General features: G+C 68.1%; 25 protein-coding genes. 14 read left to right on the forward strand and 11 right to left on the reverse strand.

Annotated elements, in window-relative coordinates:
- Positions 1–19 precede the first annotated feature (19 nt).
- Entirely contained in the window at positions 20–871 is an 852-nt protein-coding gene (locus KY500_RS09310) for a sugar phosphate isomerase/epimerase (RefSeq protein WP_255579896.1), read from the forward strand.
- Positions 872–953: 82 nt separating this feature from the next.
- Here the strand turns inward: KY500_RS09310 and KY500_RS09315 are convergent, their stop codons facing one another.
- The 5 genes from KY500_RS09315 to KY500_RS09330 all read right to left on the reverse strand — a co-directional run bounded on the left by KY500_RS09315 (position 954) and on the right by KY500_RS09330 (position 7710).
- The gene (locus tag KY500_RS09315; protein WP_219903203.1) at positions 954–2909 is read right to left on the reverse strand and encodes a YhgE/Pip family protein; all 1956 of its coding nucleotides are present in this window, start codon (positions 2907–2909) and stop codon (positions 954–956) included.
- Between the two features lie 115 nt (positions 2910–3024).
- Positions 3025–3981, reverse strand: coding sequence for an MMPL family transporter (locus tag KY500_RS19270; RefSeq protein ID WP_255579934.1), 957 nt, complete (start codon positions 3979–3981; stop codon positions 3025–3027).
- Positions 3870–5810, reverse strand: a complete 1941-nt coding sequence (locus tag KY500_RS09320) for an MMPL family transporter (RefSeq protein WP_255579120.1) — start codon at positions 5808–5810, stop codon at positions 3870–3872. The genes KY500_RS19270 and KY500_RS09320 overlap by 112 nt, the downstream gene beginning before the upstream one ends.
- Before the next feature lie 4 nt (positions 5811–5814).
- Positions 5815–6447, reverse strand: a complete 633-nt coding sequence (locus KY500_RS09325; protein ID WP_255579121.1) for a TetR/AcrR family transcriptional regulator — start codon at positions 6445–6447, stop codon at positions 5815–5817.
- Between the two features lie 93 nt (positions 6448–6540).
- Positions 6541–7710 carry an SLC13 family permease gene (locus KY500_RS09330; protein ID WP_219900337.1) on the reverse strand — a complete coding sequence of 390 codons (1170 nt, stop codon included), beginning with the start codon at positions 7708–7710 and terminating at the stop codon, positions 6541–6543.
- Positions 7711–7807: 97 nt separating this feature from the next.
- Between KY500_RS09330 and KY500_RS09335 the strand changes: the two genes are divergently transcribed.
- The 3 genes from KY500_RS09335 to KY500_RS09345 all read left to right on the forward strand — a co-directional run bounded on the left by KY500_RS09335 (position 7808) and on the right by KY500_RS09345 (position 10482).
- Entirely contained in the window at positions 7808–8020 is a 213-nt protein-coding gene (locus tag KY500_RS09335) for a hypothetical protein (RefSeq protein WP_120339921.1), read from the forward strand.
- Positions 8021–8126: 106 nt separating this feature from the next.
- Positions 8127–8585 (forward strand): hypothetical protein, encoded by a 459-nt coding sequence (locus tag KY500_RS09340; protein ID WP_219900338.1) that lies wholly within the window; start codon positions 8127–8129, stop codon positions 8583–8585.
- Between the two features lie 91 nt (positions 8586–8676).
- Entirely contained in the window at positions 8677–10482 is a 1806-nt protein-coding gene (locus tag KY500_RS09345) for a glycoside hydrolase family 15 protein (RefSeq protein ID WP_219900339.1), read from the forward strand.
- Positions 10483–10514: 32 nt separating this feature from the next.
- Here KY500_RS09345 and KY500_RS09350 read toward each other — a convergent pair whose 3' ends face one another.
- Positions 10515–10784: a GlsB/YeaQ/YmgE family stress response membrane protein gene (locus KY500_RS09350; RefSeq protein ID WP_219900340.1), complete on the reverse strand. Its 270-nt coding sequence runs from the start codon at positions 10782–10784 to the stop codon at positions 10515–10517.
- A gap of 189 nt (positions 10785–10973) precedes the next feature.
- Between KY500_RS09350 and KY500_RS09355 the strand changes: the two genes are divergently transcribed.
- The 4 genes from KY500_RS09355 to KY500_RS09370 are packed head-to-tail and all read left to right on the forward strand — an operon-like array spanning position 10974 to position 13621.
- Positions 10974–11585 carry a biotin transporter BioY gene (locus KY500_RS09355; RefSeq protein WP_219900341.1) on the forward strand — a complete coding sequence of 204 codons (612 nt, stop codon included), beginning with the start codon at positions 10974–10976 and terminating at the stop codon, positions 11583–11585.
- Positions 11582–12268, forward strand: a complete 687-nt coding sequence (locus KY500_RS09360) for an energy-coupling factor ABC transporter ATP-binding protein (RefSeq protein ID WP_219900342.1) — start codon at positions 11582–11584, stop codon at positions 12266–12268. The genes KY500_RS09355 and KY500_RS09360 overlap by 4 nt, the downstream gene beginning before the upstream one ends.
- A complete protein-coding gene (locus KY500_RS09365; RefSeq protein ID WP_219900343.1) occupies positions 12265–12873 on the forward strand; it encodes a CbiQ family ECF transporter T component in 609 nt (202 codons plus the stop codon). Before KY500_RS09360 ends, KY500_RS09365 begins: the two co-directional genes overlap by 4 nt.
- A gap of 1 nt (position 12874) precedes the next feature.
- Positions 12875–13621 carry an alpha/beta hydrolase gene (locus tag KY500_RS09370; RefSeq protein ID WP_219900344.1) on the forward strand — a complete coding sequence of 249 codons (747 nt, stop codon included), beginning with the start codon at positions 12875–12877 and terminating at the stop codon, positions 13619–13621.
- 175 nt (positions 13622–13796) lie between these two features.
- Here the strand turns inward: KY500_RS09370 and KY500_RS09375 are convergent, their stop codons facing one another.
- From KY500_RS09375 to KY500_RS09390, 4 genes are all read right to left on the reverse strand, one after another.
- Positions 13797–14696 (reverse strand): glycine betaine ABC transporter substrate-binding protein, encoded by a 900-nt coding sequence (locus tag KY500_RS09375; protein ID WP_219900345.1) that lies wholly within the window; start codon positions 14694–14696, stop codon positions 13797–13799.
- A gap of 174 nt (positions 14697–14870) precedes the next feature.
- Entirely contained in the window at positions 14871–15848 is a 978-nt protein-coding gene (locus KY500_RS09380) for a proline/glycine betaine ABC transporter permease (RefSeq protein WP_219900346.1), read from the reverse strand.
- Positions 15845–17116, reverse strand: a complete 1272-nt coding sequence (locus KY500_RS09385; protein ID WP_219903379.1) for a glycine betaine/L-proline ABC transporter ATP-binding protein — start codon at positions 17114–17116, stop codon at positions 15845–15847. Before KY500_RS09385 ends, KY500_RS09380 begins: the two co-directional genes overlap by 4 nt.
- Before the next feature lie 411 nt (positions 17117–17527).
- On the reverse strand, positions 17528–18952 hold the full coding sequence (locus tag KY500_RS09390; protein WP_219900347.1) for a cation:dicarboxylate symporter family transporter: 1425 nt from the start codon (positions 18950–18952) through the stop codon (positions 17528–17530).
- Between the two features lie 195 nt (positions 18953–19147).
- Here KY500_RS09390 and KY500_RS09395 point away from each other — a divergent pair, with 195 nt between their 5' ends.
- The 6 genes from KY500_RS09395 to KY500_RS09420 all read left to right on the forward strand — a co-directional run bounded on the left by KY500_RS09395 (position 19148) and on the right by KY500_RS09420 (position 23761).
- Positions 19148–20800 (forward strand): sensor histidine kinase, encoded by a 1653-nt coding sequence (locus tag KY500_RS09395; protein WP_219900348.1) that lies wholly within the window; start codon positions 19148–19150, stop codon positions 20798–20800.
- Complete coding sequence (locus KY500_RS09400) at positions 20793–21533, forward strand: response regulator (RefSeq protein ID WP_219900349.1); 741 nt, start codon at positions 20793–20795, stop codon at positions 21531–21533. Before KY500_RS09395 ends, KY500_RS09400 begins: the two co-directional genes overlap by 8 nt.
- Before the next feature lie 90 nt (positions 21534–21623).
- Positions 21624–21821 (forward strand): helix-turn-helix transcriptional regulator, encoded by a 198-nt coding sequence (locus tag KY500_RS09405; protein WP_066596476.1) that lies wholly within the window; start codon positions 21624–21626, stop codon positions 21819–21821.
- Positions 21805–22206, forward strand: a complete 402-nt coding sequence (locus KY500_RS09410; RefSeq protein ID WP_219900350.1) for a hypothetical protein — start codon at positions 21805–21807, stop codon at positions 22204–22206. The genes KY500_RS09405 and KY500_RS09410 overlap by 17 nt, the downstream gene beginning before the upstream one ends.
- Positions 22207–22289: 83 nt before the next feature.
- A complete protein-coding gene (locus KY500_RS09415; RefSeq protein WP_219900351.1) occupies positions 22290–23333 on the forward strand; it encodes a hypothetical protein in 1044 nt (347 codons plus the stop codon).
- Positions 23330–23761, forward strand: a complete 432-nt coding sequence (locus tag KY500_RS09420) for a GntR family transcriptional regulator (protein WP_219900352.1) — start codon at positions 23330–23332, stop codon at positions 23759–23761. The genes KY500_RS09415 and KY500_RS09420 overlap by 4 nt, the downstream gene beginning before the upstream one ends.
- On the opposite strand, the gene KY500_RS09425 is transcribed toward KY500_RS09420, so the two are convergent.
- Positions 23708–24379, reverse strand: a complete 672-nt coding sequence (locus tag KY500_RS09425) for a sigma-70 family RNA polymerase sigma factor (RefSeq protein WP_219900353.1) — start codon at positions 24377–24379, stop codon at positions 23708–23710. The two genes, KY500_RS09420 and KY500_RS09425, sit on opposite strands and share 54 nt — an antisense overlap.
- Between the last annotated feature and the right edge of the window lie 26 nt (positions 24380–24405).

The following is a 24405-nucleotide window of genomic DNA, read 5'->3' on the forward strand; positions in this document are numbered from 1 at the left end:
TCCATTCCGGTGCCCGCCCATGCGGAACACCTGGGTGCACGTCGAGGTTACCAGCGAAGGCTATGCTGACGCCGTGATTCGCATCGGCATGAGCACCACCTGTGTCTATCCGCTGCCCCTGGAGGACGCCTTCCGGCTCGCTCATCAGAGCGGTTTCGACGGCGTCGAGGTCATGGTCACGCGCGACGAGGCCACCCAGGATGCGGCGACGCTCCGGGCCCTCTCCGCCCGGTACTCGCTGCCCATCTTCTCCGTGCACGCCCCGGTGCTGTTGCTCACCCACTTCGTCTGGGGCAGGGACCCCCGGGTGAAGCTGGAGCGGTCGGCGGCCCTCGCCGCCGAGGTGGGTGCGTCGACGGTCGTCGTACATCCGCCGTTTCGCTGGCAGGCCGGCTATGCGGAGGAATTCCTCGACATCGTGCGGGCGCTCGGCACGGAGACCGGTATCGAGATCGCCGTGGAGAACATGTTCCCGTGGAAGATCGGCGGCCGCGGCGTGAAGGCCTACTCCCCCGGCTGGGACACCACCCGGATGGACTGCGACGCGGTCACTCTGGACTTCTCGCACTGCGCGCTGAGCGGGCACGACAGCCTGGCCATGGCCACGGCCCTCGGCGACAGGCTGCGGCACGTACACCTCTGCGACGGGTCGGGTTCCCTCGACGAGGGCCGGGTCTTTGACGAGCACCTGCTGCCCGGACAGGGCTCGGAGCCCGTGGCCGAGGTGCTCAGGCTGCTCGCCGCGGGCGGCTGGACCGGCCAGATCGTGGCCGAGGTGAACACCCGCTCTGCCCGCTCGGAGCGGGAGCGCCTGGCGATGCTCGCCGATACCCTGGCCTTCGCCCGAACCCACACCCGCACCCCCGCCTAACCCCACCGCGAACTGTGAGTTAAGCACCCAAAACCTCCGGTTTTGGGTGCTTAACTCACAGTTCGCGGGATGAGAGGGCGGGTCAGGCGGCGGCGAGGGCGAAGGAGCGGGCGCCTCGGCGGCGGGCCACGACGGCCGTGGAGAGCAGCACGGCCACGATCGCGAAGAGCAGCAGGGCGAATACCGCCGAGGCAACATCCGCCCCGCTGCCGCCGGACACGATCGCCTGGATGCCCTGCACGGCCCAAGTGAGCGGCAGGAACGGACTGATCACCCGGAACGGTTCCGAGACCAGTTCGAGCGGGTAGAGCCCGCCGACCGACACCAGTTGCAGGCTGAGCAGCACCAGCGATATCACCACACCGATGCGGCCGAGCGCCGCCGTGAGGAAGTGATTCACCGTGACGAACACGAACGCCAGCAGAACCGAGAACCCGAACGTCGCCGGGGCGAGCGTCCAGGACACGCCGAGGGTGCTGTGCAGCAGCAACACCACGGCCAGGGCCTGAGCGGCCGCGATCGCGAAGCCGCGGCCGAGGCTGCGCCAGACCAGACGACCGGTGGTGGCGGTCGAGGCCAGGGCGATGGCCGACAGCGGCTTCATCACCAGGAAGATCGCCAGGGCGCCGATCCAGAGGCCCACCGGGACGAAGAGCATCCCGATGATCGGGCCGATCGAGTCGAGCGGGTTGTCCCGCGCAGAATCGAGGGTGACGGGCGCCGCGATGACCTTCGCGGTTTCGGTGGGGTCGAGGTCGGTGAGCGCCGAGGCGCTCTCCGCTCCCGTGGCGAGCCCGGCGGCGAGGTCGCCGGCACCGGTCTCGAGCTGGTGGGCGCCCGACGCGGCCGCGGCGGTTCCGGTGGCCAGTTGGGCCACGCCGTCGGAGAGTTCGCCGAGCCCGGAGGCGAGCCCCGAAGCTCCCGCGCGCACGCTCTCGGAGCCCGCAGCGAGTTGCGCCGCCCCTGCGGCACTTTGGCCGATCCCGCCCTGTACCCCGGAGAGCGCCGCACTGGTCTGCCGGCTCAGGGCGTCACCGGAGGACGCCAGGGTGTCGAGGCCGCCCTGCGCCTGGACGAGCCCGCCGAGCACACCCTGCACGGCGGCCTTGGTCTGCGGGTCGAGCGGCTCGAGAGCGGCGGCGGGAATCTGCGCGGCGACGGACCCCAGTTGGGACACCCCGGATGCCGCGGACTGCACACCCTCGGTGTACTGGGTGACCCCGGAGCTGAGAGAGCCCAGCCCCGCCGCTCCGGAGCTCAGGGTGCCGAGCCCGCTGCTGAGCGCGTCCACTCCGGTGGTGTACGAATCCACGCCGGAGGCGAACGTGGCAGCACCGTCGGCCGCCGCGGCGGTGCCGTCGGCGGTGGCCTGGGTGCCGGTGGCCAGGGTGTCGAGGCCGGCTGCGACGCCGGTCACGCCAGTGGCCAGCTGAGCCGACCCATCGGCGGCAGCCACCAGGGACTCGCCGAGCGTGCCCAGGTTGGTATACAACCTGCCGAGGTACTGCTTGGTGATCTCGGTACCGAACGCCCCGGTGAGGGCTCCACCGACGGACTGCGCGACCGAACCGGCCAGGAACGAGTGCGCGTCATCGGTGCGGATGGCGAGGTCGGCCTGGGTGGGCGTGGACCCCGACAGGGACGTGACCGACTTCGAGAAGTCGCTCGGAATGGTCAGCACGGCGTACGCGCTGCCGTCGGCGAGAGCCTTCGAGGCGTCGGCGTCGTTGGAGATCACCCAGGCGAACCCGGTGGAGTCCGAGCCCTCCGTGGCGGGCTTGGTGAGCTCGGTCACCAGCTGGCGACCGGCCAGCACCATCTGGTCGCTGCCGTCCGGCAGCGTGGTCGTGACGAACTCGTCGTTGTTCACCACGAGGGCGGGCAGGGTGTCCACCCGGTCGTCGGCGCTGTTGAGGGCGCCGGCGAACAGTCCGGCGACGGCCAACGGCACCACGATGAGTGCGGCCAGGCCGGCCACTGCTCGGCCGCGGCGTTGGCCGGGCGTGCGGCTGAATAGTCTGTCGAGCCTGGTGCTCATCGCTGCAGGGCCTTTCCGGTGTCGGTGCTGTTCTGATCCACGGAGCTGAGGTCCAACCGTTGGATGCCGCGCTCCTGGGTGAGGGCCGGATCGACCAGGTCGAGGGCCGTCACGCTCAGGATGAGCGTCGTGCCCAGCGGGGCGAGCGCCCGAAGACGGCGGCCGGTGCGCGTCCGCCGGCGTCGACCGGCAGACCGTCGCCGAGATCGACCACGAGCACGCCCGGGCGTTCCGCGAGGGCGGCGGCGGCGAGCGTGGCCGCCCGGGCGAGGGCGGACAGTGACGCCACGGTGGTGTCCACTGTGAGCGGGCGCCGTTCGGACTCCCCCAGTGCGACGTTCAGCCGGTCCACCCACAGCCGCAGCTGCGCCGGCCGATTCGCCGCACGGAACAGCGGCTGCACGAGGTCGAGGCGTTCGGCGATGAGTTCGCCCACGGTGAGGCCGTTGTCGCGGGTGTCCGAGACCTCCGCCAGCGCAACGGTGCGCATCGCGACCGCACGGTCGGAAGGCAGGGCCGCGCCACGTACCTGGAGCCGCCCGGCGACCGGGTCGAGGCGGCCGGCGAGGGTGGCGGCCAGAACCCGACGGGCGGCATCCGGACCGGTCAGCACGAGCACCGAACCGGCGTCGACGGCCAAGTCGATGGGGCCGAGCCGGGACTCGGGCAGGCCCACGTAGAGGGCGTCCGCGGTGATGTCGTCGTTCTGGGCCCGAGCCCAGGCGCTGTCGTCAAGGTGCTGACGCAGCCCCTCACCCTCGATGTCCACGTTGGGCAGCACGCGGGCGAGCCAGCGCGGAAGCCACCAGGCGGCGTTGCCGGCCAGGGCCATGGCGGCCGGAACCAGCGTCATCCGCACCAGGAAGGCGTCGAGGAAGACGCCGACGGCCAGGGCGAAGGCGATGCCCTTGATGGCGCCGGAGCCCTCGGGGACGAAGGCGAAGAAGACGAAGAACATGATCAGGGCGGCCGCGGTGACCACCCGAGCGGCGTGCGAGAAGCCGTGCACGACAGCGCGGCGGGCGTTGCGCGTCTTGACGAACTCCTCCCGCATGCCCGACACCAGGAACACCTCATAGTCCATTGCCAGGCCGAAGAGCACGGCCATGAGCAGGATCGGCAGGAAGCTGAGGATCGGACCGGGGTTGGACACCCGATCAGGTCGGCCAACCAGCCCCACTGGAAGATCGCTACGGTGGCGCCGAGCGACGCGAACACGGACAGCAGGAAGCCCAGCGCCGCCTTGACCGGTACGAAGATCGAGCGGAACACCATGGTGAGCAGCACGATCGAGAGCCCGACCACGATGAGCGCGAACGGGATGAGCGCGTTGGTGAGCCGGTTGGAGATGTCGATGGAGACCGCGGTGGCGCCCGTGACGGTCACCGGGGTGCCGAGGTCGTCGTTGATCGAGGGCGCGATGTCGCGGATCGACTGCACGAGTTCCTTGGTCTTCGGGGAGTTCGGGGCGCTGTCGGGCATCACCTGGATGATCGCGGTGTCGACCGTGGCGTTGGGCTGGCCCGCGCTCACGAAGGCCACGTCGGGCAGGTCGCGCAGGTCGGCGGAAATCGTGTCGAGGTCGGCCACGATGTCGGTGGTCTGGGTGATGTCGACCACCACGATCAGGGGCCCGTTGTAGCCGGGGCCGAAGCCCTTCTCGATCATGCGGTACGCCTGGTACTGGGTGGATTCCACAGGCTCCGACGCACTGTCGGGCAGGTTGAGGTCGAGGCTGAGCGCGGGGATCGCCATGACCCCCAGGATGCCGACGACGGCGAGGACCGCCACGACGGGGGCCTTGAGCACGATCGCGACCCAGCGGTGCCCCAGCGTGGGACGCCCGGTGTCGGGCGTGGTGGCACGGCGGTGCGCCCGGCTGCCGGGTTTGGGGGCCAGGCGTCCCTTGGCCAGGCCGAGGACGGCCGGCAGCAGGGTGATCGCCACGGCGATGGAGATGAGCACGGCGAAGGCCGCTCCGAGGCCCATCACGCTGAGGAACGGGATGCCCACCACCAGCAGCCCGAGCAGGGCGATGATCACGGTGATCCCGGCGAAGACCACGGCACTGCCGGCGGTGGCCACGCTCGTGGATGCCGACTCGTGGGGATCGACGCCGTTGGCCAGCTGGGTTCGGTGCCGGGAGAGGATGAACAGCGAGTAGTCGATTCCGACGGCCAGGCCGAGCATCATGGCCAGCATGGGCGCCGTGCTCGAGACCGACACGAAGGCCGACACTGCCCCGATGCCGCCGATGGCGACGCCGACGCCCACCAGGGCCATCAGCAGCGGCATGCCGGCGGACATGAGCGAGCCAAAGGTGATAACCAGGACCACGCCGGCGAAGAGCACACCGAAGATCTCGGTCACGGTGATGCCGAAGGTGTTGTCCTGGAAGACCTGACCGCCGAAGGCCACGGTCAGCCCGGCGTCCTCGGCCGTGCCGGCTGTCGCGACGACGGCGGCAATGGTGGCGTCGGAGACGTCGGACGATTCTCCGCTGAGCTGCACCTTGGTGATGGCCGTGCTCTCGTCGTCGGAGATGGCACCTGAGGCGTATTCAGAGAACGGGTCGACGACGCTGGTGACGCCCTTCAGATCGGCCAGCTCCGTGCCCATCTCGGTGATCGCGGCCTGATAAGCGGGGTCGCTCACAGAGGCTCCGTCCGGCGCCTGGTAAACCACCTGCACGGCGGCACCTGCGGCTTGAGGAAACACCTCGGCCAGCTTGTCGATGGCCTCCTGCGATTCGGTGCCCGGGATCGCGAACGATTCCTGCGTTGTGCCGCCGAGGGCTGCGTTGGCCCCGAGGATGCCGCCGAGGACGATCACCCAGACGCCGATGACGAGCCATGCACGGCGGTAGGCGAAATGGCCGATGCGGTAGAGGAACGTTGCCATGGTGCTACTTCCGGGACTCGTGCTGAAGGGAGGGCTGAACTGGCGCGGAGCGCACGGAGACGGGCGCGAGGAGCTCGACGATGACGACTCGCAGGGCCCGGCGGATCTCCTCGGGCGAGGAGGGAGTGCGATCCATGGAACTGCCGAAATTCATGCCGGCCACGAGCGTGTAGGCCGCACCGCCCAGGGCGATGCCGAAGCGGATCTGGTCCTCGGTGCTCGCGTTGTGGTCGCAGATGGCGTTGGACAGCCTCCCGATCAGCACGCCGGCGCGGTCGATGACGTCGATTCCGGTGAGCGACTGAGCCTGGTTGATGAAGGTGTGCAGCTCCAAACGGAATTCGAGGATGAAGTCGATGAAGTCGTCGACGAAGCGCAGCCGGGTCGCTTCGGTTTCCTCGGTCGCGAGGAACCGGTCGAGGATCTCCTCCAGCCGGTCGATGGCCGGCGTGAGCACGGCCTCGAGCAGGGCTTCTTTCGACGCGAAGTGGTACAGCACGCTGGACTTGGAGTACCCCGCCACATCCGCGATGTGCTGCAGGGATGCGCCGGCGAAGCCGACGGAGGCGAACTGCTCGAGCGCGGTCAGGCGTAATTCGTCGCTCGTGGTCTGGCGCGCGGAGGTGTCTGTGATCACCCGCTCACGCTAGTTGACCGATCGGTCAGTTCCTGCACGATCGGTCAGATTGTGGGGAAACGTCCAGCCTGCGCCCTGCATTCGTCCCGGGCGCTAGACCGTGAAAGCGAGCACGAGGGTCGCCACGATCACCGTCACCGGCGCGACCGCCAGGCCCAGCAGCATGTAGCGCCGCCAGGAGATCGACACGCCCAGGCCGCTCAGTTGCTGGTGCCAGAGCAGGGTGGCCAGCGACGCCCACGGCGTGATCAGCGGTCCGGCGTTCACGCCGATCAGGAGCGCCACCATACGCGCCGGCGTCGTCGCAACGGGTTCGAGGGCCAGGTAGGCCGGCAGATTGTCGATCGCGTTGGCGCCGAGCAGCCCGGCCCCGGCCAGGCGGACCAGGCTCAGCGGATCGTCCCCGGCGCCCGCTACAGCATCGAGAAGGTCCCCCAGGCCCAGTTCGTGCAGGGCCGCCATCACCAGGAACAGGCCAGATGCCAGCAGCACCAGGGGCCACGGTATGAGGCCAGGCCGCAGCGTCTTGCGGTCAAGGACGAAGAAGATCACCGCGAGGAGCACCGCCGCCTGCACGGCGGGGATCCACACCGGGATTCCGGAGACCAGGGCCGGGATGAGGGCCACCACGGTCACGGCACTCGTACCGAACAACACGGGGTTCTTCACGCGGGTTCCCGGCGTCATCTCGTAGGGCTCTCGGAGCGTGCGCCGGCAGACCAGGTAGATCGCACCAACGGTCACGAGGATCGCGGCTAGGGCGGGCGCTCCGGTCAGCAGTGCGAATTGCAGGGGGCTCACCGGATGCCCGACCAGCTCGCCGATGCGACCCTGGGCGAGCAGGTTGGTGAGATTGGACACCGGCAGGAGCAGCGAGGCCGTGTTGGCCAACCACACCGTGGTGAGGGCGAACGGGAGCGGACTCAGGCCGACATGCCTGGCCATCACCACCACTACCGGTGTGAGGAGCACCGCCGTCGTGTCCAGCGAGAGGAAGATCGTGCTCAGCACGGCAAGGACCACCACCAGCAGCCACAGCAGCCAGGTACGCCCGCGGGCCCACCGGGTGAGCCGTTCAGCCACGAAGGTGAACAGACCGGCCGCCGCAGCCAGCTCGGCCACGACGGTGATCGCCACCACGAAGACCAGGACGGGCAGCACCCGGTCGATCAGCTCCACCGTCGCCGGCCACGGCAGCACCCCGGTGATCACGGCTATGACCCCTGCACAAAGCAGCACCGCTCCGACGATCCCCGTACGCATGGTTCCCCTTCGACCTCGGGCATCCGCCCGGTTTCTCAGCCGGGCCGACTCGCGTGATCGACGACCACCCCGGTAGCGTAGAACGAAGGAGGCAGACATGCGGAAATTTTTGTTCAACGGGGCCATGATCGGCGTCGTGGCCGGCGGCTGGAATATCCTTCAGGCGACCCGGCACGGACCGAGGGACTGGCGCCTCGTGCTCACCTGGATCGGCTGGGCGTTGAGCGTTGCCGTGGCCATCGGCAACGTCACCAAGGACGCCGAGGAGAAGAAGCTCACCAGCGGCGAGGGCAAGCGCGGCAAGAAATAGCCGCATACTCCTCTGAGTACCCCGGCTGCGGCGTGTCACCCCCGTCTTTCCTAGTGATGGCGGGGAAACTGGACTTCTTAGTTGTTGCAGAAGGAAGGGGCTCTCGATGTTCGGTCGTCGACGTCGCATCGCACCCACCATTCCAGTTCTCGCCGCGCCCGCCCCGGCAGAGCTCAGCCGCGACCAGGTCTTCGAACACCTCCATGCGGCCTTGTCCTGCCTTGTCGGTGCGGACGGCGCCTGGACCCTGGTGCCCCGCGTCGAGTCCGACACCGACGTGATCTTCCACGGCCTGAAGGCCCACCAGATCGCGGCCGCCCTCACGGAGATTCTCGCCACCGAGACCGTGCGCCTGCGCACCGACACTCCGGCGGCACCCGCGAACATCGCCGAGCCCCGCACCGACACCCCCATCGACGGCATCACCGCCGTGAACACCGGCGCACTCCTGGTGTCCTCCGGAGCGGAACCGACGGCACTGCCGTGGAATCCCGCGCCGATCTCGGTCTGGGCCGAACCGGAAACCGGCGCCCGCACCGACGCCGTGGTGCGACGCGTCGCCTGATCCGCCCGACCCCTCAGTGCGCATCGGCGCCTGATCCAGCGCCGGGGATTTCCCCGGCCACCGCACATTCGACCTGTGTGAGGATGTCTGAATGGCGCTGCACATCGAGGACTATGCACTGATCAGCGACTGCCATTCGGCTGCCCTCGTGGGCCGCGACGGCAGCATCGACTGGCTGTGTCTGCCCCGCTACGACTCGGCCTCGATGTTCGGGGCACTTCTGGGCACGGAAGATCACGGCCGCTGGTTGCTCGCTCCCGCCGACCCCGCAGCCACCAGCACTCGCTCCTACGTGGGCGAGAGCTTCGTTCTCTCCACGATCTGGACCACCAAGACCGGCAGCGTCGAGGTGACCGACTTCATGCCGCACGGCGACAGTCGCGCCGACGTCGTTCGTACCGTGCGCGGAATCTCCGGAAGCGTCGAGATGCTCCAGGACCTGCGCTTGAGGTTCGGCTACGCCACCACGGTGCCCTGGGTGCGGCAGCTGCGGCGCGAGAAGACCCCCGGACTCATCGCCATCGCCGGGCCGGATGCCGTGGTGGTGCGTGGCCCCGCCCTACACGCCGCCGACCACCGGCACGAGGCCCGGTTCACCGTGCACGCCACAGAGCAGCACAGCGTGCAGCTCACCTGGTATCCCTCACACCTCGACCTGCCGCCGGCGCTGGACGTCACCCGGTCACGCCGCCAGACCCTGGACTGGTGGGCCGGGTGGGCCGACAGCTGCACCCACGAGGGACCTTTCCGGGACGCCGTGGTGCGTTCCCTGCTGGTGCTGCGCGCCCTCACCCACGAGACCACCGGCGGCATCGTGGCCGCGGCCACCACATCGCTGCCCGAACACGCTGGCGGCAGCCGCAACTGGGACTACCGCTACGTGTGGCTGCGTGACGCTTCCCTGACGCTCGAGGTGCTGCTCTCGCACGGCTACGAAAGCGAGGCCGAGGCCTGGCGGGGATGGCTGCTGCGGGCCATCGCCGGCGACCCGAACGACCTGCAGATCATGTACGGCCTGTCCGGCGAACGTTACCTGCCCGAGCGTGAGCTGACCAGCCTGCCCGGCCATCACGGCTCCGCTCCCGTGCGGGTGGGCAACGGCGCCGTCTGCCAGTTCCAGTCCGACGCCGTGGGCGAGGTCATGATGGCCCTGCACGAGGCCCGGGGCGCCGGCGTGGAGGAGACCGAGTTCTCCTGGCCGTTGCAGGTGTCCCTGATGGCTTACCTCGAGGCAAACTGGCGCCGGCCCGACCAGGGCATCTGGGAGGTACGTGGACCCGCCCGGGAGTTCACCCACTCCCGGGTGATGGTCTGGGCCGCGTTCGACCGGGCTGTGCGCGGGGTGACCGAATACGGGCTTCCCGGCCCCGTGGACCGCTGGCGCCGCATCCGCGATGAGGTGCGCCACGACATCGAGGAACGCGGCTACAACACGGCCCTGGGCTCCTTCACGCAGTATTTCGGTAGCGACGAGGTCGATGCGTCCCTCCTCCTGCTCCCCCAGGTGGGCTTCTGCGCCGCCGACGACGAACGGATGCTCGGCACCGTGCGCGCCATCGAGACGAGCCTGCTGCGCGACGGACTTGTGCTCCGGTACACCACGCATTCGTCGCTGGACGGGCTCGACCCCGGCGAGCATCCGTTCCTGGCCTGCTCGTTTTGGTTGGTCGAGCAGTACGCGGCGTCCGGCCGTGTCGACGACGCCACCACCCTGATGACCAGACTGGTGGGCCTCTCCAACGATGTGGGGCTGCTCTCTGAGGAGTACGACGTGACGACCGGGCACCACGCCGGCAACACACCCCAGGCGCTCACCCATCTGGCGTTGGTGCGCGCGGCCGACGCTCTGGTCGCCGCCGGCGAGCGGCGCGCCACGGAGGCCGGCCGGCCTCTCTGACGAGGGAACGGGCGCCCTGCTGCGGGCAAGAGTCAGGTCGACGTTGTGCCATTACGGGTCGCCAGGCCGTAGATGAGCAGCACGATGATCGACCCGAGGATCGCGATGACCCAGGTGCGTAGATCGAAGAAGCCGCCCATGTCGACGCCGAAGATCAACCCGGCCAGCCAGCCGCCCAGAAGAGCGCCGACCACACCGAGCAACAGGGTCACGAACCAGCCGCCACCCTGGGCTCCGGGCAGGATGAGTTTGGCGATAGCGCCGGCCAGCAGGCCCAGGAGGAGAAAACCGAAGAAACCCATGATGACTCCCTTGCTCTGACCGGCAGCGACTGCCCCGGCTGCGACGATCATAAAACCGCCGGGGCCGCGCGGATAGGGCCGCCACTGGGCCCTGACGAGAGCGCCGGCCGGCCGGCGATCAGAATCCTCCGGGATTCTTTGTAGGTATTCCACTGCGGCGCCCCGGTGCCGAATCCTAGATTGAAAACCATGACAGCCCGCCTCACCGTGCGCGATCTCGCGCAGATCGCCATCTTCGCCGCCCTCATCGCCGCCCTCGGCTTTCCCGGTGCCATATCCCTCGGCGCCAGCACCGTGCCGATCACCTTCCAGACCCTCGGTGTGATGCTGGCCGGCGCCATCCTCGGCGCACGTAAGGGCTTCCTGGCCGTACTGCTGCTGCTCGCCCTGGCCGCGGCCGGGCTGCCACTGCTCTCCGGCGGTCGCGGTGGACTGGTCTGGTTCACCACCTCCCCGTCTGCCGGGTATCCCTACGGCTGGCTGCTGGGCGTCGTCGTGATCGGCCTTCTCACCTCGCTGCTACTGCCGCGCTACCCCTTCTGGCCCGCGCTCGGCGCGACCGTGCTCGGCGGTATCGTGGCCGTCTACGTGATCGGCGTGCCCGTCACAGCCATCAACCTGGGCCTGCCGCTCTGGGCCGCCGTGGTCGACGCCGCCAAATTCCTGCCGGGCGACCTGGTGAAGGTCGTGGTCACGGTCCTTGTGGCCACGCAGGTGCACCGCGCCTACCCGGGGCTCATCCCGCTGCGTAGGAAGACCCTCAGCACCGAACACGTGGACGGCACCCGGGTACAGGCGTGACACCGACGGGCATCCGTTTCGAGGGAGTGTCGCACGGCTTCGACGAGAACCCGGTGCTCCGCGGCATCGATCTGCACCTGACCGAGCGGCGCATCGGTATCGTCGGCGCCAACGGCAGCGGTAAGTCCACCCTGGCCCGCATGATCAACGGTCTGGTTATTCCCGAACGCGGCACCGTCACCGTGAACGGCCTCGACGTGAAGCGCCAAGCGAAGCTGGTTCGGCGCGAGGTGGGCTTCATCTTCACCAATCCCGACAACCAGATCGTGATGCCCACCGTGCAGGAGGATGTGGCGTTCACCCTGCGCCGCCGGGGCCTGGGCGCCACCGAGATCGCCGACCGCACCGCGGAGGCGCTGGACCGGTTCGGGCTCACCGCACTCGCCGACCGCCCCGCGCACCGGCTGTCGGGCGGCCAGAAGCAACTGCTCGCGCTGGCCGCCGTGCTCGTGGCCGGGCCGAGCATCGTCGTCGCCGACGAACCCACCACCCTGCTGGATGCGCGCAACACCCGCCTCATCACCGGGCTGCTGGTCTCGCTGACCCAGCAGGTGATCGTGGTGACCCACGACCTGAAGGTGCTCGACGGCTTCGACCGGGTGATCGTGATCGACGACGGCCGGGTCGTCGCCGATGACATTCCCCCGGTGGCCCTGGCGGCCTATCTGAGCCTGCTGGCATGATCGGCCTCTACCGGCCGGGCACCTCGCTCGTGCACCGAGCTCCCGCCCTGCTCAAGCTGGTCGTGCTCGCGGTGCTCATGGTGCTGGTGGGAGTGGTCGCCGACCCCGTGTTGTTGGCCGGGGAGTTCGCCCTGGTGCTCGCCCTCTACGCCCTGGCCGGCATCCCGCCACTGGCGGCCTGGCCGCAGATCGGACCGATCCTCTGGATCCTGGTCTTCGCGGTGCCCGTGCAGGTTCTCGTGGCCGGGGGCTCTGCGGACGGCTGGACCACGGCGGGCCTGATGGCCGGCCGGCTGCTGGTGGCTGTCGCTCTGGCCGCGCTGTTCACGCTGAGCACAACCGTCACGGCCGTCTTGGAGGCGTTCCAGCTCATACTGCGGCCGTTCCGTCGCTGGGTGGACGCCGACCGGGTGGGGCTTCTCGTCGCCCTGACCATCCGCTGTATCCCCCTGGTGGCCGAGATCGTTCGCGAGGTGTTGGAGGCCCGGCGGGCTCGCGGCGCGCAGGCGTCGGTTGTCGCCCTGGCCGTTCCCGTCGTCGTACGCTCGTTGTACGCCGCCGATGCCATCGGGGAGGCGCTCGCAGCACGCGGATTGGACGATTGACATGGCTACGACCTCGCTCCGGCGGCGCATCCGGTTCGGCGGCTGGGCGGCGCTGACCGCACTGGTCCTCGGCGTGATCGCCTTCCTGATCTGGACCCAGCTCGTGATGCCGGCCGATCGGGCCGCCGCCCAGGCGGTCTTTGACAACCCGGCCGTGACCGTCACCGACACCCCCGACTCCGTGGTCATCGCGCCGACCGAGGGCGGCTCGCAGGAGGGCCTGGTCTTCATCCCCGGCGCCAAGGTAGATCCGTACGCCTACCTCGCGACACTGTCCGGCACGGTGGAGGAGACCGGGATGACGGTGGTTATCACCAAGCCCGTGCTGAACCTCGCCTTCTTCGACCAGCGGTCGCTCGAGACGTTCACCGCGCTCGCACCGGAGGTGGACACCTGGTTCGTCGGGGGCCACTCGCTCGGCGGGGTGCGCGCGTGCATGTATGCCCAAGACGACGATGTCGCCGGCCTGGTGCTGTTCGGCAGCTACTGCGCGTCCGCCGTCACCGACCCTGACCTTCCCGTGCTCAGCCTCTCCGGTAGCGAAGACGGCCTGAGCACCCCCGAGAAGATCAACGACACCGCGAGTCTGCTGCCCGAGGACACCACGTTCGTTCGCATCGAGGGCGCCAGCCACGCCTCGTTCGGCGCCTACGGCGCTCAGCCCGGTGACGGCGTCCCGACCCTGTCGGCACGCGATGCGGAGCGTGCCATCACCGACGCACTCTCGGAGTTCGTGACAACGAACTGACCTGACCTGACCTGCCCCGACCGGCCCCGGGCCCACGCGCCCAGGGTTGCCCGGCATGCCCGCGGCTGCGTTCGATACCCGGGTCACGCTCTTCATCCACGGCGATGCCGCGGGCAGGATCTGCACGCAAAAGGCCCGTGCAGAAGCACGGGCCGTTCACACAGGGGTCTGTCGACTACGCGGTGAGCGAGTCCACGTACTCCTGGTTCTCTTCGATCCACTTCTGCACGATCGGGCCGTACTCCGTGCCGTCGTAGTCGACGAGCATGGCGGTCTCCAGCGAGTACAGGTGGTCGAGGTCCATCTTGAATCCGGACATCCACTCGGTGACCTGAGGGAAGTCGGTCGAGAAGTCCTTCTTGCCGTAGACGTGCAGGGACTCAGCGGCGCCGAGAGTGCCTTCGGGGTCTTCGAGGTTCTTCAGGTCGAACGAACCGTAGGCCCAGTGCGGCTCCCACAGGGTGACGGCGATGTTCTCGCCGGCATCCGTGGCCGCGGTGAGCTCGGCGAGCATGGCAGCGGTCGAGGACGTCAGGTATTCCATGCCCTCGAGGCCGTAAGTCGGGATCGACTCGTTGGTGACGGCCTCGGTGAGTCCGGCGCCGGGCTCGATGCCCACGATGCGATTGCCGAAGAGATCGGCGTTCTCGCCCAGTTCCGCAAGGGAGTCGATCGGGGCATCAGCGTTCACGGCAATCGTGAGTTTCGCCTCGTCGTTCCAGGCTCCAAGGTCGGAGATGTCGTCGCCGTACTCCTTGACGTACGAGGCGTGCGTGTTCGGCAGCCAGACGTCCATGTTCATGTCGTAGTCGCCCTCGGCGAGGCCGACGTAGACCGGTGCGACATCGGCATACTCGAGGGTGACGTTGTAACCCTGGTCGTCCAGGATGGCCTTCCAGAGTTCGGAGGCGGCAACGCCCTCGTCCCAGCCGTTGAACACGGCAATGGTGAGGTCCTTCTTGTCGGAGTTACCGTTACCGACGGTCTCGGCCTCGTCGGCGCCTGCGGCGCAGCCGCTGAAGGCGAGGAGCCCAACGGCTCCGGCGGCGATGATGCTGAGTGAACGCTTCTTCATATGTCTTCCTTTTCTTGCCACCCGCTGTGGGTGACCTGGGTTGACGGTTGCGTCCGACGGGTGAACCGTCGGACTCGACACGGATGCGGGTGCTTCCGAGAGTCTCCTGGTGCGGGACAAACCGATTCATACGGGGATTGAGCAGGTATGGGGACGTGCGAGGGCGTCAGCCCGTCACGCGTTGATGGGCTCGCGAACGTCGGTTGCCGTCTTCGGTGCGGCCACGGAGTCTTCCGTGGCGGGCGCCGCGGCCTGCCGACTGCGCTTGCGCGCGTCCAACAGCCGACCGAACGGTGTGGTCCCGGATCCGAGCGCCGCCGTGAAGCGGTCCAGGAACATTGCGAGGATGACGACAGCAACACCGGCCTCGAAGCCGAGGGCGACGTCGATGCGGTTCAGGCTGGCGACAACGTCGCCGCCCAGACCGCCGGCGCCGACCATGCCGGCGATGACGACCATCGACAGGGAGAGCATGATGACCTGGTTGATTCCGGCCATGATCGTCGGCATCGCCAGCGGCAGCTGAATCTGGCGCAGGATGCGACCGGGGGAGGCGCCGAACGCCTGACCGGCTTCAACAACTTCCTTGTCGACACTGCGAATTCCCAGGTCGGTGAGCCGGACCCCAGGCGCCATCGCGAAGATGATCGTCGCGACGATTCCGGGCACGACGCCGATCCGGAACAGGAGCAGGGCGGGGATCAGGTACACGAAGGCCGGCATAGTCTGCATGAAGTCCAGAATTGGCTTGATGATGGTGCTGGCCAACTGGGATTTCGCCGAGAGGATGCCTAGCGGAACGCTCAGCAGGATTGCCAGGATGCTCGCCACGAGCACCAGGGCCAGCGAGTCCATCGCGTTCTCCCATTGGTTGACGCCCACGATCAGGCCCAGCCCGATGATGGTTCCCAGGGCGAACTTCCAGCCGCGAACCATCAGCGCCAGAACGCCGAAGACGATGATGACCAGCCAGAACGGCGGAGTGCTCAGGATGAAGTCGACAGCGTCGAAGGCGCCACCGAAGATCGCGCGGATGAAGTCGAAGACGAACCCGAACCATTCGGTGATGAAGTCGACGAAGCCCTCGGCCCAGGTTCCGAGCGGAAGACGGAAATCGCTGACGGGTTGGCTCCTCAAGATTATGTTGATCATGGCTGGACTCCTTCAGACGCGGTCTCGCGCAAAGTTTCGGTGATGATGCTCATCGAGATCGTCGACGGCGGTTCCATGACGGGGAGCTCGCCGGTGGCGGTGCTGATGTTGCCGAGGGCTGCGAGCAGCGTCACCCGCGGGATCACGCCCAGCAGCCGATTGCGCTCGTCGACGACGGCGATGGGCAAATCGCTCTCGACGGCCAACTCAACGAGGTCCACCAGCGAGGTGTCGGTAGTGACCGCCGTCGCCTCCTGGATGATCGGACGGAGGTCGGTGTGGCCGGACTTGACCTGCTTGAGCACGTCTTTGTCGCGCACGACGCCGACGAATCTGCGGCCGCGTTCCAGAACAAAGGTGGCGGAAGTCTGCAGGTCACGCATGGTCCGGAGGGCCACGCGGGGGCCGGCGGACGCTGCGACCGTGGACCGGGCCGGTTCCATCACACTTCCGGCCGTGAGCACCCGGGCGCGGTCGACATCCTGAACGAACTGGGCGACGTAGTCGTTGGCCGGGTCGGTGAGGATCTCTTCTGGGGTGCCGATCTGCACGATGCGTCCGTCGCGCATGACCGCGATGCGGTCGCCGAGGAACATAGCCTCGTTGAGGTCGTGCGTGATGAAGATGATGGTCTTGCCGAGTTCAGCCTGGAGTTCGATGAGCTGTTCCTGCATCTCGCGGCGGATCAACGGGTCGAGGGCGCTGAACGCCTCGTCCATCAGGAGCACATCGGTGTCTGCTGCCAGGGCACGGCCGAGGCCGACGCGCTGCTGCATGCCGCCGGAGAGCTCGGAAGGCAGATTGTCTGCCCAGCCTTCGAGGCCGACCAGGCGGATGATGGTGCGCGCCTTGGCCAGGCGCTCCTCACGAGGCATGCCCTGGATCTCCAGGCCGTAAGCCACGTTGTCGATCACGGTGCGATGCGGCAGCAGGGCGAAGTGCTGGAAGACCATGGAGACGCTCTGACGACGCACCTCACGAAGCTTCGCTGCCGGCACACCGGTGATGGTGGTACCGCCGACGGTGACGCTGCCGCTGGTGGCCTCGAGGAGCCCGTTGAGCATCCGGATGAGTGTGGATTTGCCCGAGCCCGACAGCCCCATCACGACGAAGATCTCGCCGCGCTGTACCTCGAAGGAGGCGTCGATGACGGCGGCGGTACCCAGGTGCGCGAGTTCGTCGCGGCTGGCTCCGCCCTGGATCTTCTTTACGATGTCGTGGGACTTGCGGCCGAAGGCCTTGTAGAGCTTGTCGGCCTTGACGGCGATAGCCGGTGCTGGTGTTGTGGAAGCTTCGGTTGACTGCTCCGCCTTGCTGGCGGATTCTTCTGCCTTGACGGCGGTGATTTCGGTCACGGGTTCTCCGGAGCACGCCGAATGGACCGCCAGAGCGGTCGATTGCGCGGGGCTCGCTGTGTCGGACGGGTAGGCCGAGACCGGCCTCAACACCGGCGAGCGGCGTGGGCTGGAGCGACCATGGGATCGCTTCCGTCTGGGCCTCACCGTACGCACACGGCCGTCCCAGTCGGGCTGGGGGCTACGCGTTCGCGTCCTGGTGAAGGGTCGTAAGACCGTCAACGAGCCTAACACGCAAGCCTCTTGAGCGCCTCGATCGAGGCGTTCAAGAGGCTGCTCTACCGTGCTTATGTGCAGGTCAGACGTGTTATCTAACTGTGACCTCTAGCGTAGGGAAGGCTCCAATTGTGCCGGTACGGTCGGCACGGCGACGGATCTGTCGTGTGCATCCGACGGGGTCACCGTGGAGTGCCTCGGCAGGTGCGCCGACATCATCGTTGCCTCGTCGAACGGCGCGTGCCGGTCGAGAACGAGGTCCACCTGGGCCCGGTCGATCTCCTTGGTCCAGGTGCCGATCAGTACCGTTGCGACGGCGTTGCCGGTGAAGTTGGTGAGGGCGCGAGCCTCGGACATGAACCGGTCGATGCCGACGATGAAGGCCACGCCGCCGACCAGCTGCGGCGCGTGCGCCTGCAGTCCTCCGGCCAGGGTGGCCAGGCCGGCTCCGGTGACGCCGGCCGCGCCCTTGGAGGCGATGATCATGAAGACCAGGAGGCCGATCTGCTCCCCCAGCATGAGCGGCTGGCCGAGGGCGGTGGCGATGAACAGCGACGCCATCGTGAGGTAGATGGCCGTGCCGTCGAGGTTGAACGAGTAGCCCGTGGGCACCGTGACGCCCACGACGGGCTTGGACACCCCGAGGTGTTCCATCTTGGCGATGAGGCGGGGCAGCGCGGCCTCCGAGGAGGAGGTCGAGACGATGAGCAGGTATTCGCGGCCGAGGTAGCGCATTAGCTTGAAGATGTTGACCCCGGTGACGAGCTTGAGCAAGCCGCCGAGGATCACCACGATGAAGATGATGCAGGTGAGGTAAAACGCGGCCATCAGGGTGAACAGGCTGATCACGGCCTGAATGCCGGTGGCGCCGACGACGGCGGCGATAGCACCGAACGCACCGATCGGGGCCAGCCACATGACCATCACCAGGATGCGGAAGATAAGCGCCTGCAGGTGCGCGATGCCGGTGAGAATGGGCTTGCCCGCAACGCCCATCTTCTGCAGGGCGAAGCCGACGACGAGGGCCACCATGAGGGTCTGCAGGATATTGCCCGACGTAAGCGAGGACAGCAGCGTGGTGGGCACGATGCCGAGCAGGAAGTCGTGCGTGTCGGCCGCTTCGGGAGCCGCATAGGTCGCATCCTGCAGGTTGAGGCCCTCACCGGGGTGGATGAGGTTGCCGACGATCAGGCCGATGCCCAGGGCGAAGGTGGACATCACCAGGAAGTAGCCCAGCGCCAGCCCGCCGATCTTGCCGACGGTGGCCGCCTTGGCGATGGATCCGATGCCCAGCACGATGGTGCAGAAGATGATCGGCGAGATCATCATCTTGATCAGTAGCACGAAGACGTCACCGAGCGGCTTGAGTGCCACGGCGAAACCGTCGGGTCCGCCGAACAGCAGCCCGACCAGGATGCCCAGGCCGACCGCGACGATGACCGCGATGTAGAGGTAGTGCGACTTGTCGAGTCGCTTGCGGGGCGTGCCGGCCTGCCGGCCGCCGCGGGGAGCGCGGGGTAGAGAGAGTGCCATGTCAGACTCCTTTGTCTAGGTGGTACCGGTGTGTCTAGGCTGTACAGGATCCGGCGGGCGGCCCCGGGCAGCGTGGGTGGTTCACGCGGTGGTGAATACACACTGCGGGACCGGGGGCGTACCGTCACTCTTGCGGTCATATTGGTCACGGCCACGCGCACGATGGGTTTCACCGGCGAAGGGACGAGTGCACGGATGCACGGATGGAGCATCGCCCGCCGGCTCTTCCTGGCTCATTTCGTCTTCATCGTGGTGCTCGCGGTGTTCGTCGGCACGGCGTCGTTCGTGGACGCCCGCGACCGCGGCTACACCGAGACGGCCGACCGGATGCTCGCCGTGGCGGCGGCGATCGCCGACAGTCCCCTGGTGGTCACCGCGGCGCAATCGCCGGATCCGACCACGGCGTTGCAGGCCTACACCCTCGAGGTCAGCGAGGACGCCTCGGTGGACTTCATCACGATCATGAGCCCGGAGGGCATCCGCTGGACGCATCCGGACCCCACCGAGATCGGCCGGCCGTACATCGGGGAGATCGCGCCGGCTGCGGCGGGGACACCGTTCACGGAGGTGACGAGCGGCACCCTCGGGCCGTCGGTGCGTTCCGTCGTTCCGATCATCGAACCGGACGGCCGAGTCGTGGGCATGGTCGCCGCCGGTGTCAAGACCAGCAACCTGCAGATCGCCCTCAACGCGCGGCTGCCGGCCATCCTGGCGCTGGCGCTGGCGCTTCTGGTGGCCGGCTCCGTGGCCACCTGGTTGCTCGGCCGGTACCTGCGCCGGGTGACCCTCGGCTGGGGTCCTGAGGAGCTCGCCCAGCTCTTCGTCTACAACGATTCGGTGCTGCATTCGGTGCGGGAGGGCCTGGTGCTGGTCGACCGCAAGGGCGACCTGGTGCTCTACAACGATCAGGCGGCCGAGCTGCTCGGCATCCCTCCGCGCCCCCTGTCGCGCAGCACGCCTGCGCCGGCCATCGACGATCTGCCCCTGCCGCCCAGCCTGGCGGACCTGCTGCGGAGCGGCCGCACCGTGCAGGACGAGATCCACCTCACCGAGACCCGGGTGCTCGTCGTGAGCCAGGAACCCGCCGTGCCCACGCCGACAAAGGCGCGCACCCGTGCGGCGCCCATGGGAACCGTCACGACCATCCGCGATCACACCGATCTGGAGTCGCTCGGCACCGAACTGGCCTCGATGCGCACCCTCTCGGATGCCCTGCGGGCGCAGACTCACGAGCACGCCAACCGGCTGCACACGATCGTGTCGCTGATGGAACTCGGCCGCGCCGAGGAGGCACTGGCGTTCGCCACCCGGGACATGGCCGTGAGCCAGCACCTCACCGACGAGATGATCAGCTCGGTCGACGAGCCCGTGATCGGGGCGCTGCTGGTGGGCAAGTTCGCCCAGGCCGGCGAGCTGGGCGTGCACCTGAGCGTGGATGCCGCCGGCACGCTGTCGGACTCCGGATTGTCGGTGCACGACCTGGTCACGGTGCTGGGCAACCTGGTCGACAATGCCCTCGACGCCGCGGCGGGCGGCCAGGCACCCCGCCGGGTGGACGTCGCCATCCGCAGCGTGTCGGCGGAGACCGGGCCACCCGCCGTGGTGATCGAGGTCGCCGACACCGGACACGGTGTCGACGCCGACGATCTCGACGACGTCTTCACGCTCGGCTACAGCACGAAGGAACCCGGCCAGTACGGCCGCGGACTGGGGCTGGCGCTCGTGCGGCAGGCGGTGAACCGGCTCGGTGGAACCCTCACCGTGACCCGGCAGGTCGGGGCGGTCTTCACCGTGACCATCCCAGTGCAGGTGTCCGCCGGAACGACGGGGGCCGTGCCGAATGCCTGACGACCCCATCGCGCCCACCGAGCTCACGGGTGAGCCCCGGCCGATCCGGGTGCTCATCGTGGAGGACGAGCCTCTCACCGCCGAGGCGCACGCCGCCTATCTGCTGCGGCTTCCCGGATTCGAGCTGGCCGGCAGCGCGGGCACCGGCCAGTCCGCGCTCCGGCAGCTCACCGAGGCGGCTGCTGCGGGCATCCCGGTGGAACTGGTGCTGATGGACATGAACCTGCCCGATCTGCACGGCCTCGATGTATCGCGGCGGCTGCGAGCGGCCAACCTGGACTGCGACATCATCGCCATCACGGCGATGCGCGATCTGCAGGTGGTTCGCGGGGCCATCTCCGCGGGGGTGGTGCAGTACCTGATCAAGCCGTTCACCTACGCCACGTTCGCGCAGAAACTCACCACCTACCGGGAGTTCCGCCGCCAACTCGGCGAGCGCTCGCTGGTCACGAGCCAGGCGGATGTCGACCAGGCGTTCAACAGCCTGCGCACACCCACCCCGGTCATACTGCCCAAGGGTCTGGCGGAGGGCACCTTGGCAAGCGTGACCGAGTTCCTCAAGGCCCGCTCCACGCCGGTCTCGGCGACGGAGCTCACCGACGCTCTCGGCATCTCCCGGGTCACCGCACGCCGCTACCTGGAGCACCTGGCCGACGACGGGTCGGTGCTGCGTTCCCCCCGGTACGGCACTCCGGGGCGGCCCGAGAACGAGTACACCTGGCGACGCGAGTGATCGCCGCCCGGGGCGACATGTCGGCCCAATTCGGGTCGATGTGACAAGGATGCTTGACACCCGACGGCCGAGGCGCGTTGACTTGACATCGTGCGGAGCGATATTCGGGAGTTGAGACTCGCCGCGAATCTGTCGCAGGCGTCGCTGGCGTCGGTGATGGGGGTCTCCCGGCAGACGATCAACGCGATCGAAACCGGACGCTACGATCCCTCGCTGGGGCTGGCCATCCGGTTGGCGCAGTACTTCAGTCGCCCCGTCGAGGAGGTATTCCATGTCGAAGATCGCTGAACGCCTGCCTGTCTCGGTCCCCAACGCCGCGGTGGTCGGCGCCCTCCTCGTTGGCGCCGCCCTCGCCGGACTGCGGGGCAACGGGGTGGGTGCCGTCATCCTGGTCGCCATGGCGATCGGATGGGCCGGGATCGCGCTCTACGCTCGGAGCAGCCGCGCGGACGACCGCAGCCGGGTGGGCAATTTCGACCCCCGGGACGAACGTGACCGCACGATCGGCAGGAATGGATTCGCGCTCGTCGGTGCCGCAGCGCTGATCCTGACCGGAGGCGAGATGCTCGTCCGGGTGGTGTTGGGCGACAACGACGGGGCAACCCTGGTGCGCTTCATGGTCCTCGCGGCGGCCTGGTCGATCGGGGTCTCGAACTCCGCGGAGAAGATCTGATCCCCACCCGGTCTGCGACTTGTACCCACATCTTGTTACAAGTTGTGCTAAACATGTGGCACAACTAGAGAAATGAGACGCGCATGGCATCGAGTATTCTGTCCTCGTTCGGCCCAGTGGAATTGGTCTCGGCCGCGCTGAGCCTGCCGCTCTTCTCGCTTGTCGTCGCCGCAGTGCTGGTATCCGGCGCCATGATCATGGCGAGGCTGCGTCGAACGAGTGAGAGCCGCACGTCCGCTACCGGGCTGCGCCACCGCACGACCCCGGCACGTTACCGGCTCGAACTGCAGGCCCTCGGCGGGGCGTCCGTCCTGGTCATCGCCGTCTACGCCGCCGAAAACGTGGTGCGGGGATACCTGCTGAACCTCGCCGATGTTGTCGAGTGGTGGCAGTACGCAACGCCGGTGTTCACGGCGGCCGTAGGCCTTCTCGTCGTGCTGGTTCTCATCGCCGTCCGCGGCACGACCCGCTCAGAGGTCCCCGTGGTCCCGACCGAACGCCGGGTCTGGTCGTCGTTCAGCTCCCGGGCGGCTCTCATCGGCGCCGGCAGCGCGATTGTCGCCCTGCTCGGTACGACCATCGCGGCCGGCCTGGCCTCGTCGGCGGATGACCGTGGTCGATACATCCACCTGGAGCTCCCGGTGCCCAATACCCAGGTCGAGGCCCTTCACCCCTGGTTCTATGGCTGGTCCTTCGGCGTTCCGGTCTTGGTCTGCCTGACCGCGCTGGTCGTCGTGACCGGAGCCGTCCTACAAGGCAACGCCCATCGCCCCTTCCTGCGTCCCGACACCGTGGGCGCGGAGAGTCGCGCCCGGACCACGATCGCATCCGCCGTGACGCGAATCACCACCGCCGGCGCGCTGCTCGCCCTCGGCGGCGCGTTCCGGTTCATCGGGAGATACGGTTCGATGTCACAGGTCACCGTGTCGGGCGACGGCGGCAGCGAGACGTACGACATTGTCTGGCAGTACGGCGGCATCGCGTTGGCCGCCGGGCTGCTGGCTCCTCTGCTCGAGGTCGTGGCCTTCACGCTGCTGCTCGTAGTCGCCGGCTGGCTCCGCATCGGGAATTCCTCGGGTCGGCCCACGGCCAGCGCACCCGGACCCCAGGCGGAGAGTGTTCGGTGAGCGGCCGCCCTGTCCTCCCGTCGCCCGACGACGCTAGTCCGACCCTCGACATCTATCGCCAGTTCCGCGGCCTGATCGCCTCTGGGCAACTCGGCGCAGGGGAACGACTGCCCACTGTGCGTCAGACCGCCAGCGATTTGGGTGTGGCCCCGGGCACCGCGGCCAAGGCCTACAAGCTACTCGAACGCGACGGGCTGGTGGTAAGCCGTACGGCAGCAGGCACACGAGTCGCCGAGCAGGCCGCGGTGCTGCCCGCGTCAGTCGTGCGGCGCATCCGCGACCTCGTCACCGAAGCCGAGTCGGCCGGCTCGACCCCGGACGAAGTGATCGACGTCATGCGTCTCATCTGGCAGGCACGAGAGACCGGTAAGCGCTCAGCTCGTGGCGGCGGAGAGAGAGCTCCTGAGACCGTGCAGCCCCCGGGTTAGGGAGGTCTTCGCCGCAGCTGCGGGAATCCGCAGGAGCTGGCCCACCTCACCGTGACTATGACCGTTGTAGTACGCCAGCTTGAGCGCGTGACGCTGGGTTGGTTCGAGGTCTGCGAGAGCCCCGCTCAGAACAGTGACGTGCGGCGCAGCATAGGTCAGGGCTTCCGGCGCGATCGGAGGGAGGTGTGACCCTCCGCCGGCGATGGCGTGCCTGCCCGGCGCGCTTCGGACACCGCGCTCCACGTCGCTCCTGACATGTTCCACGCACATTCGATGCGCCGTCGTCATCATCCAGGAGAGCGCCGCGCCCCGACCGGAGTCGAAACGTGCGGCAGAATGCCAGATCTCGAGAAAGATTCTCTCGGTGAGCACCTCTGCCTCCTGAACGTCCCGCAGGATCCGCACCACAAGGCCAAGGATGTGCGGTGCCACGTCGTCATACAACTGGGCGAACGCCCCGGCATCACCCTGACCCGCAGCAACCAGGCAACGATCCCGCTGCTGCGGGCCACTGGCCACGGAAGGGTCGGCAGCATCCCGTTCCTCGGACACGTGGGTCCGATGTTCGACGGAGAGCCGGGCTTCGTTCGCGGGCAGCTCGGGGGCGGGAGTGGCCATAGTCCTCTTTCAGTCAACACACCGTC

Source organism: Cryobacterium sp. PAMC25264 (assembly GCF_019443325.1).
In the GTDB taxonomy this organism is placed as follows: domain Bacteria; phylum Actinomycetota; class Actinomycetes; order Actinomycetales; family Microbacteriaceae; genus Cryobacterium.

Excerpts from the sequence above, each read along its gene's own strand:
- KY500_RS09310 (WP_255579896.1), top strand. The coding sequence starts at position 20 with ATGCGGAACACCTGGGTGCACGTCGAGGTTACCAGCGAAGGCTATGCT.
- KY500_RS09315 (WP_219903203.1), bottom strand. The coding sequence starts at position 2,909 with ATGAGCACCAGGCTCGACAGACTATTCAGCCGCACGCCCGGCCAACGC.
- KY500_RS09320 (WP_255579120.1), bottom strand. The coding sequence starts at position 5,810 with ATGGCAACGTTCCTCTACCGCATCGGCCATTTCGCCTACCGCCGTGCA.
- KY500_RS09330 (WP_219900337.1), bottom strand. The coding sequence starts at position 7,710 with ATGCGTACGGGGATCGTCGGAGCGGTGCTGCTTTGTGCAGGGGTCATA.
- KY500_RS09335 (WP_120339921.1), top strand. The coding sequence starts at position 7,808 with ATGCGGAAATTTTTGTTCAACGGGGCCATGATCGGCGTCGTGGCCGGC.
- KY500_RS09340 (WP_219900338.1), top strand. The coding sequence starts at position 8,127 with ATGTTCGGTCGTCGACGTCGCATCGCACCCACCATTCCAGTTCTCGCC.
- KY500_RS09345 (WP_219900339.1), top strand. The coding sequence starts at position 8,677 with ATGGCGCTGCACATCGAGGACTATGCACTGATCAGCGACTGCCATTCG.
- KY500_RS09350 (WP_219900340.1), bottom strand. The coding sequence starts at position 10,784 with ATGGGTTTCTTCGGTTTTCTCCTCCTGGGCCTGCTGGCCGGCGCTATC.
- KY500_RS09355 (WP_219900341.1), top strand. The coding sequence starts at position 10,974 with ATGACAGCCCGCCTCACCGTGCGCGATCTCGCGCAGATCGCCATCTTC.
- KY500_RS09365 (WP_219900343.1), top strand. The coding sequence starts at position 12,265 with ATGATCGGCCTCTACCGGCCGGGCACCTCGCTCGTGCACCGAGCTCCC.
- KY500_RS09370 (WP_219900344.1), top strand. The coding sequence starts at position 12,875 with ATGGCTACGACCTCGCTCCGGCGGCGCATCCGGTTCGGCGGCTGGGCG.
- KY500_RS09375 (WP_219900345.1), bottom strand. The coding sequence starts at position 14,696 with ATGAAGAAGCGTTCACTCAGCATCATCGCCGCCGGAGCCGTTGGGCTC.
- KY500_RS09380 (WP_219900346.1), bottom strand. The coding sequence starts at position 15,848 with ATGATCAACATAATCTTGAGGAGCCAACCCGTCAGCGATTTCCGTCTT.
- KY500_RS09390 (WP_219900347.1), bottom strand. The coding sequence starts at position 18,952 with ATGGCACTCTCTCTACCCCGCGCTCCCCGCGGCGGCCGGCAGGCCGGC.
- KY500_RS09395 (WP_219900348.1), top strand. The coding sequence starts at position 19,148 with ATGCACGGATGGAGCATCGCCCGCCGGCTCTTCCTGGCTCATTTCGTC.
- KY500_RS09400 (WP_219900349.1), top strand. The coding sequence starts at position 20,793 with ATGCCTGACGACCCCATCGCGCCCACCGAGCTCACGGGTGAGCCCCGG.
- KY500_RS09410 (WP_219900350.1), top strand. The coding sequence starts at position 21,805 with ATGTCGAAGATCGCTGAACGCCTGCCTGTCTCGGTCCCCAACGCCGCG.
- KY500_RS09415 (WP_219900351.1), top strand. The coding sequence starts at position 22,290 with ATGGCATCGAGTATTCTGTCCTCGTTCGGCCCAGTGGAATTGGTCTCG.
- KY500_RS09425 (WP_219900353.1), bottom strand. The coding sequence starts at position 24,379 with ATGGCCACTCCCGCCCCCGAGCTGCCCGCGAACGAAGCCCGGCTCTCC.